Origin of the sequence: Ectobacillus soli (assembly GCF_042610425.1) — a bacterium.
Taxonomy (GTDB): Bacteria; Bacillota; Bacilli; order Bacillales; family Bacillaceae_G; genus Ectobacillus.
In genome coordinates, this window is the sequence record NZ_JBGJZM010000001.1 from 444,626 (window position 1) to 456,947 (window position 12,322).

Here is a 12,322-nt window from a genome sequence, read left to right on the forward strand (position 1 = left end):
TTTGCAATACATTACAGAGTGGGTCCGAAATATTGTAGTATTCCTTCTACTTGCAACGATGATTCATTTACTAGTACCCCATTCAAATTTACAAAAGTATGTGAAATTTGTTGTGAGCTTAATGCTCATTGTACTTATATTAACGCCGTTTTTTACACTTTTACAAACAGATGTTCCGAAAGCGATTGGTATATTGTATAAGCAAAAGGAACTAGATGATAAAAAAATAGAAAATACAATTAATGTGAAGAAAAAAGAAATACAAGCCTCACAGCGTGCATATATTTTAGAACAGATGGCTGTCCAGATGAAAAATGATGTCTCGAAAAAACTAGAAAGTGAGTACGGGCTGCAAATCGTCAATCTGGACATCACCATAGGGAAAGACAAGCAGGAGGTATTGTCACAACAAGACATCGAAGCAGTCACAGTAACATTTGACAAGGTTGACGGGCGCCGACCTACAACAATTGAAGCAGTAAAAAAGGTAGATATTTCTTCTTCTGAATCCATTACGGATAAGCAAACGGAGGTTCAACAGTTCCTTGCCAAGGAGTGGCAGGTCGATCAAAGCAAAATTAAAGTAGGAGAAGGGAGGGCAGGAAAAACGTATGAGCAGCAATAAATCAAACTGGCTTCACAAGTTATTGAATGGCTTCGATGATGAAGATAAAGGGAAAAAAAGAATAACACCTAAGCTTGTCTTACTCTTGCTAGCGCTCGGTATATTGCTTATGTTTTCAAGTGATTTCTTTCAAAAAAAACAAACCGTTCCTATTACCACCCAAAATCAAAGTGATAATGGTACGAATGAAGTTCAAGTATTTTCTCAAAAAGACCCGAGCTTGTCTCAAGTTGAAAAAGATGAAAAGAAATTTGAAGAGCAGCTTAAAAATGCACTAGAGGGAATCATCGGTGTTAGTGATGTTACAGTAGTCGTTAACTTAGCATCTTCGGAAACAAAGGTTCTGGAAAAAGACACGGTAACACGTAACCAAAAAACCGAAGAAACCGATCCAAATGGAGGGAAACGTACTGTGGATGATCAATCCACGGATAGTAAAGTCGTAATCGTACGTGAAGGGGATAAAGAGGTTCCGGTTGTAACAAAAGTAGATAAGCCTCTAGTACGAGGCGTAATCATTACGGCAAAAGGAGCTGACAACATTGAGATTAAAAAAAATATATTAGACGCTGTTACACGCTTACTAGGGGTGCCCAGTCATCGTGTTTCCATATTAGCGAAGAAAAGCTAGAGGAGGAATAATAGTGTTAAAAAAACAAACGGTTTGGTTATTAACGATGTTAAGTTTAGTAGTTGTACTTTCCGTTTATTACGTTACAACACCTGATGGACAAAATTCTAACGTTGTAACGAGCCCAGTTAATCCACCTGCGAAGGACAAAAATCAAACAGAAAAAGATACAAGTAATAAGAGTGATCCAGCAAAGCAGACTACGAATTCTACTGGAGATGAACAATTTGCACAGCTTCGCTTAGAGCTAGAAGACAAACGAAACCAGGCAAAGGAACAACTGCAAGAAGTGATGACGTCTACTTCATCATCCGCAGATGATAAAAGTAAAGCGATGGATCAGCTTCAACAACTGAACGATGTGGCAACGAAAGAAGTCCTTATCGAAACGTTAATTAAATCTGAAGGATACAAAGATGCTCTTGTACGTGCAGATGGAAGTGATGTTCGCATAACTGTCAAAGCAACGCAGCAATCTTCGAAAGATGCAAATAAAATTATTCAGCTCGTTAAAGGAGAAATTGGGCCGAAAAATGTTGCTGTAAAGTTTGATCCTGTGAAATAAAGCTGCCTTAATTGGCAGCTTTATTTCGATAACAGATAGAATTGTAATAAAGTGAATAAAGATCTAGCGTGCATGCCATACTGTTAAAGCTATTTAGTAGGTATAAATCATTATTTTGCTAACAGGGAGTAAGATTATTTCAAAAAAATATATAAGTGGTCTTGCCAATTTTGTATGTAGATTGATATGATTAGGATGTCAGATTTATTGACGTATTTTGAAGCAACAAATGAAAAATATTGTAAGCGTATTAAAAAATAGTTGGAATTTATAAAAAATTTGTCGTAATATGAAAAGGTATACAAAAGCTTATGGGAGTGGATGGGATATGTTTAAAATTCAAGAGGTTCGCGAGCTTATTAAATTAATTGATGGCTCAAATATTGAAGAATTCGAGTATGAAGCTGATGGTGCTACCATTAAATTGAAAAAACCTAGCAATAGTGTTGTTACATACGAAGCAGCACAAGTTGTAGAAACTCGTGTTGTACCAGAACAAGTAGTTGCACCGGCAGCACCAGTAGCAGTTGCAGCACCAGCTGCAGCACCAGTAGCGGTTGCAGAACCAGTAGCGCCAGTTGCAGCAGATGATACATTAGTAAAAATTACTTCACCAATGGTAGGAACATTCTATGCTTCTTCATCACCTGATTCACCAGCTTATGTTAAAGTTGGCGATCGTGTTAGTGACGAAACAGTTATTTGTATCGTTGAAGCTATGAAATTGTTCAATGAAATCGAAGCAGAAGTAAGCGGAGAAATCGTAGAAATTTTAGTTAAAAATGGTCAACTAGTAGAATATGGTCAACCATTATTCCTTGTGCGTCAATAACGAAAAATTTTCGTTTACAAGATTTAAAAAAGCATAAGGAGGATGTCTGATGATTAAGAAAGTGTTAATTGCTAACCGTGGCGAAATTGCAGTACGTATTATTCGTGCCTGCAAGGAATTAAATATTGAGACAGTTGCTATTTATTCAGAAGCTGACCGAGAAGCGCTTCATGTACAAATTGCAGATGAAGCATATTGCGTAGGTCCGACTCCTTCGAAAGATAGCTATTTAAATATGACGAATATTGTAAGTGTTGCAAAATTAACAGGATGCGATGCAATCCATCCTGGATATGGATTTTTAGCTGAAAATGCTGACTTTGCAGAGCTTTGTGAAGAATGCAATGTTACTTTCATCGGACCAAGTCCAGCTGCAATTAATAAGATGGGAACAAAGGACGTAGCTCGTGAAACAATGAAACAAGCTGGCGTTCCAATTGTTCCAGGATCAAATGGTATCATTGATAGCACAGAAGAAGCTGTAGAGCTTGCAAATCAAATGGGATATCCTGTTATTATTAAGGCAACTGCTGGCGGAGGCGGAAAAGGAATTCGTGTAGCTCGTGATGAAGAAGCACTTGTTAAGGGAATTCAAATTACGCAACGTGAAGCAAGCACTGCCTTTGGTAATCCGGGTGTATACATTGAAAAGTATATCGAAGATTTCCGCCATGTTGAAATTCAAATTATGGCTGACAAGCACGGTAATGCAATCCATCTTGGTGAACGTGATTGCTCCATCCAACGTCGTCTTCAAAAACTATTAGAAGAAACTCCTTCTCCAGCATTGGATGAAGAAGTACGTGCGAAGATGGGTGCTGCAGCTGTAACTGCTGCACTTGCTGTAAACTACTCAGGTGCCGGTACCATTGAATTTATTTATGAGTACAAAGAGAAGAAATTCTATTTCATGGAAATGAATACTAGAATTCAAGTAGAACATCCTGTAACAGAAATGGTAACAGGTGTTGACTTAATTAAAGAACAAATTCGCGTAGCAGCAGGAGAAAAACTTTCTCTTACGCAAGAACAAGTTGAGTTTAAAGGATGGGCAATGGAATGTCGTATCAATGCCGAAAATCCTGCGAAAAACTTTATGCCATCACCAGGTAAAGTTTCTATGTATTTAGCACCAGGTGGTAACGGTGTACGTATCGATTCAGCTGTATACCCTGGATATACGATTTCACCTTTCTATGATTCCATGGTTGCGAAATTAATCGTTTATGGAAAAACAAGAGAAGAAGCAATCGCTAAAATGAAACGTGCATTAGGTGAGTTTGTCATTGAAGGTGTTCATACAACAATTCCTTTCCATTTGCAATTATTAAATAACCCTGATTTTGTAAAAGGTGAATTTAATACGAAATTCCTTGAAACACATGATCTAGTTACGCAATAATAGAAGCAAGGGAGGTTTTGCGTATGTCTGAAAATGTGCTTAATATGGGACAAGAATCCACGCTTGGGAAGGTGGAAATTGCACCTGAAGTCATTGAGGTGATTGCTGGTCTCGCTTCAACTGAGGTAGACGGTGTCGCTGCAATGCGTGGTAACTTTGCAGCAGGTGTGGTTGAAAAACTAGGCAAGAAAAATCATGGTAAGGGTGTAAAGGTAGAACTTACCGAAGAGGGTATTGTTTTAGATATTTACGTGCTTATGCATTTCGGGGTAAGTATCCCGTTAGTAGCTCAAAAAATTCAAGACAATATTCGTCAAGCACTTTTAACTATGACCGGATTAGAGTTAAAAGAAGTAAATGTTCATGTTGTTGGTGTAACATTTGAAACAACGAAGCCAGAAACTGAATCTCTTTAACAAGATTTGAAATGGGGCCGTATACAGTATCTGTATAACGGCTCTTTTTCACGTTGTTTTAAAAACACGTACATTCTTTTTCTAACAATTACAATAAGTTAACTTTTGAGCTATTCTTCTTGAAGAATGTGTGTATAAACATGAGAAATATGATATTATCATGTTATTGTATAAATGGAACTATAGCAAAGGCTTATGAAAGTAAGACTGGATGCGTGAAAATGTGAGCGTGTTATCTGTTTGTAGGCACGGGATAATTCGAATTGAATCACATACCCTATGATAGATGATTAGCAAAAGGAGAGTTACTATGAAACGTAGAACGTCAAGAGAAAAGGCAATGCAAGCATTATACCAAATAGATATTGCAGGTGAAATTGACCCGAAAATAGCATTGCACAATACGCTAGAGGAAGGCGAAGAAAACAATGAGTTTCTTCAACAGCTTGTGTTAGGCGTTTCAGAGAATAAGGAGGAAATTGACTCCGTTATTGCAAAAAATCTTGAAAATTGGACATTAGAAAGAATAGGAACCGTGGATCGTAATATTTTGCGATTAGCAGTATTCGAACTTATGTACATGCAAGAAATTCCGGAAAATGTAACAATTAATGAAGCAATCGAAATTGCAAAGATTTTTGGAGATGAAGAATCTCGTCGTTTTATCAATGGAGTTCTTTCAAAAGTAAAAGAATCAATATAGGGGAGGAAACAATAATGACAGCAGAACTTATTAAAGGGTTGGAAATTGCACAAAAGAAAAGACAGGAAATTAAAGAACGAGTAGAAGCTCTTAAAACAGCGGGAATTACGCCAGGACTTGCTGTAATCCTAGTTGGAAATAATCCTGCGTCACAATCCTATGTTAGAGGAAAAGGAAAGGCAAGTGAAGAAGCAGGTATTCACTTTGAGCTCATTACATTTCCAGAGGATATTTCAGAAGAACGGTTGTTGCAAGAAATTGATCGAGTGAACGAGGATATACATATTCATGGACTTCTCGTACAATTACCTTTACCAAAACATATACATGAGGATGCTGTTATTGAACGTATTTCCCCGTTAAAGGATGTGGATGGCTTTCATCCAATCAGTATTGGTCGCATGATGATTGGACAAGATACATTTCTTCCATGCACGCCGCACGGTATTATCGAACTAGTAAAAGAAAAGAATATTGACATAAATGGAAAACACGTCGTTGTTGTTGGACGTAGTAATATCGTTGGAAAACCAGTTGGACAATTATTTTTAAATGAAAACGCAACGGTTACCTATACTCATTCTAGAACTGTTAATTTAAAAGAGATGACAAAGATGGCTGACATTCTTGTTGTTGCAGTTGGTAAGCCTAAAATGATTACAGCTGATTATGTGAAACAAGGTGCTGTTGTAATCGATGTTGGTGTAAATCGATTGGATACAGGAAAACTTTGCGGTGACGTTGATTTCGATAATGTACTACCTGTAGCAGGATATATTACACCTGTACCAAAGGGTGTTGGTCCAATGACCATTACGATGTTGCTTGATAACACGGTGTTAGCAGCGGAACGTGAAGCTAGTAAGTAAGGACGGATACGATGGATAACTATTTAACAGTTACTGCTCTGACAAAGTATATGAAAGCAAAGTTAGATCGCGACCCGCATTTACAAACGATATTGCTTAAAGGGGAGATTTCTAATTATAAGCTACATAGCAGGGGGCATATGTATTTCACATTAAAGGATGAAGGAGCTCGAATCTCAGCGGTTATGTTCTCATCTCATAATCGAAATTTAGCCTTTACACCAGAAAATGGAATGAAAGTGCTACTTCAGGGACAGGTAACTGTATATGAAATGGGTGGAAATTATCAGCTATACGTTCATGAGATGCAGCCGGACGGTATTGGTAACTTATATCTAGCCTATGAACAAATGAAAGCTCGTTTGGAACAGCAGGGGCTCTTTTCTAGTGCGAATAAAAAAGAAATTCCCTCCTATCCGAAAGCAATCGGAGTCATCACTTCTCCAACTGGTGCTGCAGTTCGCGATATTATTACGACAATTAAGCGTCGTTATCCTATCACGAAAATTATTGTATTCCCTGTTCTTGTACAAGGAGAATTTGCAGCATCCTCCATCGCTCGTGCTATTCATCAGGCTAATGAATTACAAACAATTGATGTGTTGATTGTGGGACGTGGTGGAGGTTCAATTGAAGAGTTATGGGCATTTAATGAAGAACTTGTTGCACGTGCCATATATTCTAGCCAAGTTCCAATCATTTCAGCAGTTGGACATGAAACAGACTTTACAATTGCAGACTTTGTTGCTGATTTACGAGCACCTACTCCAACTGCAGCAGCTGAACTAGCTGTCCCAAATATACTAGATTTAGAAGAAAAGATAATGCAACGAACGCTTCGGTTGCAGCGCGTAATGAAGGAAATTGTAGCTAGTAAACGGGAAAAGATTCAGTCGTTGCAGAAATCGTATGCTTTTCGTTATCCAAAGCAATTGTATATGCAAAAGGAAGAACAGCTGGATCGATTAATGGATTCTCTTATGCAAGCCAAGGAAAAGTATATAGGGCGAAAAGAGAACGGGTTACAGCAACTTTTGCTTCAACTACAAAAGCATCATCCAGCCCATAATATTTCACGAGCTGTAGAAGAATCTGCGCGTATTCGAAAACAATTAGAACGAGAGATGAAAACGTATTTGCAACATAAGCAATATGATTTCACTCGAATAGTAGAAAAGTTAGAGGTGCTTAGCCCCCTTCACATCATGATGCGAGGGTACGGAGTTACCTATGATACAACTAATAAAATTGTGAAAAGTGTAAAACAAGTACAATTGGGTGAAGACATTTCTGTAAAGCTGCAAGATGGTCTGTTATACTGTCGTGTATCAGGAAAAGAGGAGCGTGACGTAAGTGATGGAACAGAAAACACGAAGCTTTGAGGAAGCAATAGCAGAGCTAGAACAAATCGTGCTAAAGCTTGAGCAGGGAGATGTTCCGTTAGAAGAAGCTATTCTATACTTTCAACAAGGTATGGAACTATCCAAGCTTTGTGATGAAAAGCTGAAGCGTGTCGAAGAACAAATGACGGTTATATTAGGTGATAACGGTGAAATGCGTCCTTTTTCAGTCGGAGGCGATGAAGAATGAATGTGCCTTTCCCTGATTTTGTAAAAGAAAATAAAGATTTTATAGACAAACAAGTTGTTATTTATACGAAAGAATTGCATTGCCCTGACGTTTTGAAAGATGCAATGGTATACTCACTAGAAGCAGGTGGAAAACGAATTCGTCCTCTTCTCTTATTTGCCACATTGCATGCGTTTGGAAAAGATAGGGCATTGGGGGCACCAGCAGCCTGTGCATTAGAAATGATACATACGTACTCACTTATTCATGATGATTTACCTAGTATGGATGATGATGACTTAAGAAGAGGGAAACCAACCAATCATAAAGTATTCGGTGAAGCAACCGCAATCTTGGCTGGTGATGGTTTACTTACTTATGCTTTTCAAGTAATCTCTTCTCATTCTCATCAGAATGTCACGTCTGCGATGAACTTACGTCTTGTTACTGAGCTTGCTAAAGCTGCTGGACCTGAAGGGATGGTGGCAGGTCAAGTAGCTGATATGGAGGCAGAAGGGCGTACACTTACTACGGAGCAGTTGGAATATATTCATAAAAATAAAACGGGACGTCTTCTTGAGTTCCCCGTTCTGGCCGGTGCAATCTTAGCTAATGCCACGGAAAAAGAAACAGAGCAACTACTTATCTATGCTCGTAATATAGGTCTTGCTTTTCAAATTCAAGATGACATTTTAGATGTAATCGGTACTGAAGAAGAAATAGGAAAACCTGTGGGTAGTGACATCGAAAATGGAAAAAGCACCTATGCCACCCTATTTTCTATAGAAGAAGCACAACAAATGCTGACAACTACAATTGAAAAGGCAAAAGACGCTCTTTTATCCTTACGACTAGAAGATGATTATTTGCTTCAAATTTGCGATATGATTGGGAATCGAAAAAGTTAAGATATACAAGCACTATACATAGGTTTAACAACGGAAGTGCTTTGGTTGAGTAATTTTGTAAATTGTGTTATAAATAGAAACACAAATGATTTTTTGTAAAGGCAACGGTAAAACTATATAAGGATGAATAATATGCCGTTATCACTTTGTGTTAGCGGCACTTTTTTCTTACAGACTTTATTTTGTAATATGAGAGCGCTTTAAGAGATAATTTTGAAACAAACTCTGTTATCTTATCTCAATCTTCTCTATAATAATTCAAGTGGCATGATTTCGATTATGAAACGAAAGTGAGTGATCCTCGTGGATCTAACCCAAATTCAAAACCCTAGTTTTTTAAAACAAATGTCTATTGATGAGCTTGTTGAATTAAGCGCTGATATTCGTCAGTTTTTAATATACGAGTTGTCTAAAAACGGTGGGCATATTGCACCAAACTTAGGTGTTGTAGAACTAACAATTGCTCTTCATAAAGTATTTAATAGTCCAACAGATAAATTTTTATGGGATGTAGGTCATCAATCTTATGTTCATAAGATTTTAACAGGACGGGCAAAGGACTTTGGAACATTACGACAATACAAGGGTCTATGTGGATTTCCTAAACGTTGTGAAAGTGAACATGATGTTTGGGAAACTGGACATAGCTCTACATCCTTGTCTGCAGCTATGGGTATGGCAATTGCCCGTGATTTGAAAAAAACGAAGGAATACATTATTCCGATTATTGGGGACGGAGCGCTAACTGGTGGAATGGCATTGGAAGCACTCAACCATATTGGTCATGAACAGAAAGATATGATTGTTATATTAAATGATAATGAAATGTCAATTGCTCCTAATGTTGGAGCTTTGCACAATGTTCTTGGCCGTTTACGTACAGCTGGGAAATATAACCGTGCAAAAGATGAACTTGAATATTTGTTAAAGAAGATTCCTGCGGTAGGAGGAAAACTTGCCTCTACAGTAGAAAGGGTGAAAGACAGCTTGAAGTATATGCTTGTATCTGGCGTATTCTTTGAGGAACTCGGATTTACGTATCTAGGACCGGTAGACGGACATGATTTTAACAGCCTTTTTGAAAACCTGCAGTATGCTAAAAAGACAAAAGGTCCTGTTCTCGTGCATGTTATTACAAAGAAGGGAAAAGGCTACAAGCCTGCTGAAAGTGACGTAATTGGTACGTGGCATGGAACTGGTCCTTATAAAATCGAGTCAGGTAATTTTGTTAAGCCTGTAGATGCACCTCCTGCGTGGAGCAAAGTTGTAAGTGAAACGGTTCGTCATATAGCCAAGCATGATCCACGTATCGTTGCCATTACTCCTGCAATGCCGGTTGGATCAAAACTTGAAAACTTTGCGAAGGAATTTCCTGAGCGGATGTATGATGTAGGGATTGCAGAACAACATGCTACAACCATGGCAGCTGGAATGGCCACACAAGGTATGAAGCCATTTTTAGCAATTTACTCTACTTTTTTACAACGTGCCTATGATCAGATGGTGCATGATGTTTGCAGGCAAAACCTAAATGTATTTATCGGGATTGATCGCGCTGGTCTTGTTGGTGCAGACGGTGAAACACACCAAGGAATTTTTGATATTGCCTTTTTACGTCATTTACCGAATATCGTTATTATGATGCCGAAAGATGAAAATGAAGGACAGCATATGGTATTTACTGCACTGCAATATGATAATGGTCCAATCGCGATGCGATATCCTCGTGGAAATGGCCTAGGTGTTCATATGGATCAAGCGTTACATAAAATTCCTATTGGAACATGGGAAACGTTGCAAGAAGGAACGGATGCTGCCATTTTAACATTTGGTACGACGATACCAATGGCACTCGAGGCTGCAAAATTGCTAGAAAAAACCGGTAAATCTGTGAAAGTAGTAAATGCTCGCTTTATAAAACCGATGGATCAAGCATTTTTAACTGAATTATTGAAACAAAATATACCAATTATTACACTCGAAGAAGCTTGCCTTGCCGGTGGTTTTGGAAGTAGTGTACTTGAATTTGCACATGATAATGGCTTTTTCCATGCTATAATTAATCGTATGGGAATACCAGATGAATTTATTGAACACGGTAGTGTAACAAAATTATTAGAAGAAATAGGCTTAACGGCAACAGAAGTGGCTGGACGTGTGGCAGCTTTATTACCATCTAAGCAAAAAAGGGCGTAACCTAATGAAGAAGGAACGAGTCGACATACTATTAGTAGAGCAAGGACTTATTGAAACAAGAGAAAAAGCAAAACGTGCTGTTATGGCTGGCCTTGTATATGCGGATGAAGAAAGACTGAATAAACCTGGCGAGAAAATCCCGGCAGATACAACGCTCACGTTAAAAGGCCAGATTATGCCCTATGTAAGTCGGGGAGGCTATAAACTTGAAAAAGCACTAAAAGAATTTCATTTAAACTTGCAGGACAAAATTGTCCTTGATATAGGAGCATCTACAGGAGGTTTTACCGATTGTGCATTGCAAAATGGTGCAAAGTTTTCGTATGCATTAGATGTAGGATACAATCAATTAGCATGGAAGTTACGACAAGATGAACGTGTTATTGTCATGGAGCGTACGAATTTTCGTTATGCATCGCCTTCTGACTTTACACATGGTCTTCCGCAATTTGCGAGTATAGATGTTAGCTTTATTTCGCTTAAACTTATTTTACCTGCGTTAAAAGCTATTCTGGTTCCAAATAGTGATGTGGCAGCTTTAATAAAACCACAATTTGAAGCGGGAAAAGAGCAAGTTGGTAAAAAGGGGATTATCCGCGACCATAAGGTTCATGAAGAAGTAATTGTTAAGATAATGGAATTTGCCTTAGCACAAGGATATGATGTTGAGCAAATTACTTTTTCTCCTATTAAAGGCGGTAATGGCAATATCGAATTTTTAATTCATTTGAAATGGTATGGAGAACGCGAGAAGGGTGAAAATCATTCTACTAACTCTCCAGCACTTGTTGTTACAAATGCTCATACAGAATTAAAACAAGTAGGAAAAGGAGATAATGAAGAGTAATATTTATCTTTTTCCCCTTCATTCAGAATGGACCGTTAACAGAAGTGTAAAAGCTATGTATTCTGTATCGGTCCATTTCTCATGTTTGTTTTAATAGAGAAATGAGTATATATACTGTGAAATTAAGTAAAGCTGGAAGTAATCCATAATGTACAAGAAATCGTTTATGAGTTACCATTATGATAAAGCAATCATAGGAAATTTATTATTGGAGTTTGTGAGGTGCAACAAAAATGAATAAGGGTCAGCGCCATATAAAAATACGAGAAATTATTGCTAGCAAGGAAATTGAAACACAAGATGAACTTGTAGATATTTTGCGTAGTCAAAATTTTAATGTAACGCAAGCAACTGTTTCTCGTGATATTAAAGAATTACATTTAGTGAAGGTTCCTTTACAAGATGGGCGATACAAATATAGCCTACCCGCTGATCAACGTTTTAATCCGCTGCAAAAACTAAAACGTAGTATGATTGATGCATTTGTAAAGCTTGATATGGCTGGTCATATGATTGTATTGAAAACCTTACCTGGAAATGCAAATGCGATTGGAGCGTTAATTGACCATTTAGATTGGGATGAGATTCTTGGGACAATTTGCGGAGATGATACATGTCTCATTATTTGCCGTACGCCAGAAGATACACAATTTGTCTCGGATCGATTTTTAAATATGTTGTAATTGAGTATGACATATCATCCTTTATCAGGAGATAGCATTTCAACGATCATCGCTTTTTCTTTTTTTATATGTGATA

The 12,322-nt window shown here is 37.8% G+C and carries 14 protein-coding genes; all 14 read left to right on the forward strand.

Going from position 1 to position 12,322, the window contains the following annotated elements:
- Window position 1: 1 nt before the first annotated feature.
- The 14 genes from spoIIIAF to ahrC all read left to right on the forward strand — a co-directional run bounded on the left by spoIIIAF (window position 2) and on the right by ahrC (window position 12,246).
- Window positions 2-625 carry a stage III sporulation protein AF gene (spoIIIAF, locus tag ACAN53_RS02310; RefSeq protein ID WP_379966430.1) on the forward strand — a complete coding sequence of 208 codons (624 nt, stop codon included), beginning with the start codon at window positions 2-4 and terminating at the stop codon, window positions 623-625.
- The gene (gene spoIIIAG / locus ACAN53_RS02315; RefSeq protein ID WP_379966433.1) at window positions 612-1,256 is read left to right on the forward strand and encodes a stage III sporulation protein AG; all 645 of its coding nucleotides are present in this window, start codon (window positions 612-614) and stop codon (window positions 1,254-1,256) included. The genes spoIIIAF and spoIIIAG overlap by 14 nt, the downstream gene beginning before the upstream one ends.
- A 13-nt stretch (window positions 1,257-1,269) precedes the next feature.
- Entirely contained in the window at window positions 1,270-1,821 is a 552-nt protein-coding gene (locus ACAN53_RS02320; protein ID WP_379966436.1) for a SpoIIIAH-like family protein, read from the forward strand.
- Between the two features lie 328 nt (window positions 1,822-2,149).
- A complete protein-coding gene (gene accB / locus ACAN53_RS02325; protein WP_379966439.1) occupies window positions 2,150-2,653 on the forward strand; it encodes an acetyl-CoA carboxylase biotin carboxyl carrier protein in 504 nt (167 codons plus the stop codon).
- A gap of 49 nt (window positions 2,654-2,702) precedes the next feature.
- Window positions 2,703-4,055, forward strand: coding sequence for an acetyl-CoA carboxylase biotin carboxylase subunit (gene accC / locus ACAN53_RS02330; RefSeq protein WP_379966442.1), 1,353 nt, complete (start codon window positions 2,703-2,705; stop codon window positions 4,053-4,055).
- Between the two features lie 23 nt (window positions 4,056-4,078).
- Window positions 4,079-4,471 (forward strand): Asp23/Gls24 family envelope stress response protein, encoded by a 393-nt coding sequence (locus ACAN53_RS02335; protein WP_379966445.1) that lies wholly within the window; start codon window positions 4,079-4,081, stop codon window positions 4,469-4,471.
- Window positions 4,472-4,781: 310 nt separating this feature from the next.
- Window positions 4,782-5,174 (forward strand): transcription antitermination factor NusB, encoded by a 393-nt coding sequence (nusB, locus tag ACAN53_RS02340; protein ID WP_379966448.1) that lies wholly within the window; start codon window positions 4,782-4,784, stop codon window positions 5,172-5,174.
- Window positions 5,175-5,188: 14 nt separating this feature from the next.
- The gene (gene folD, locus ACAN53_RS02345; protein ID WP_379966451.1) at window positions 5,189-6,043 is read left to right on the forward strand and encodes a bifunctional methylenetetrahydrofolate dehydrogenase/methenyltetrahydrofolate cyclohydrolase FolD; all 855 of its coding nucleotides are present in this window, start codon (window positions 5,189-5,191) and stop codon (window positions 6,041-6,043) included.
- Window positions 6,044-6,054: 11 nt separating this feature from the next.
- Window positions 6,055-7,425, forward strand: coding sequence for an exodeoxyribonuclease VII large subunit (gene xseA / locus ACAN53_RS02350; protein ID WP_379966454.1), 1,371 nt, complete (start codon window positions 6,055-6,057; stop codon window positions 7,423-7,425).
- A complete protein-coding gene (locus ACAN53_RS02355; RefSeq protein WP_379966457.1) occupies window positions 7,400-7,633 on the forward strand; it encodes an exodeoxyribonuclease VII small subunit in 234 nt (77 codons plus the stop codon). The genes xseA and ACAN53_RS02355 overlap by 26 nt, the downstream gene beginning before the upstream one ends.
- Window positions 7,630-8,520 carry a polyprenyl synthetase family protein gene (locus ACAN53_RS02360; protein WP_379966461.1) on the forward strand — a complete coding sequence of 297 codons (891 nt, stop codon included), beginning with the start codon at window positions 7,630-7,632 and terminating at the stop codon, window positions 8,518-8,520. Before ACAN53_RS02355 ends, ACAN53_RS02360 begins: the two co-directional genes overlap by 4 nt.
- A gap of 303 nt (window positions 8,521-8,823) precedes the next feature.
- The gene (gene dxs, locus ACAN53_RS02365) at window positions 8,824-10,716 is read left to right on the forward strand and encodes a 1-deoxy-D-xylulose-5-phosphate synthase (RefSeq protein ID WP_379966464.1); all 1,893 of its coding nucleotides are present in this window, start codon (window positions 8,824-8,826) and stop codon (window positions 10,714-10,716) included.
- 4 nt (window positions 10,717-10,720) lie between these two features.
- On the forward strand, window positions 10,721-11,563 hold the full coding sequence (locus tag ACAN53_RS02370) for a TlyA family RNA methyltransferase (protein ID WP_379966467.1): 843 nt from the start codon (window positions 10,721-10,723) through the stop codon (window positions 11,561-11,563).
- Between the two features lie 233 nt (window positions 11,564-11,796).
- The gene (gene ahrC, locus ACAN53_RS02375) at window positions 11,797-12,246 is read left to right on the forward strand and encodes a transcriptional regulator AhrC/ArgR (RefSeq protein WP_379966470.1); all 450 of its coding nucleotides are present in this window, start codon (window positions 11,797-11,799) and stop codon (window positions 12,244-12,246) included.
- The last annotated feature ends 76 nt before the right edge of the window (window positions 12,247-12,322 follow it).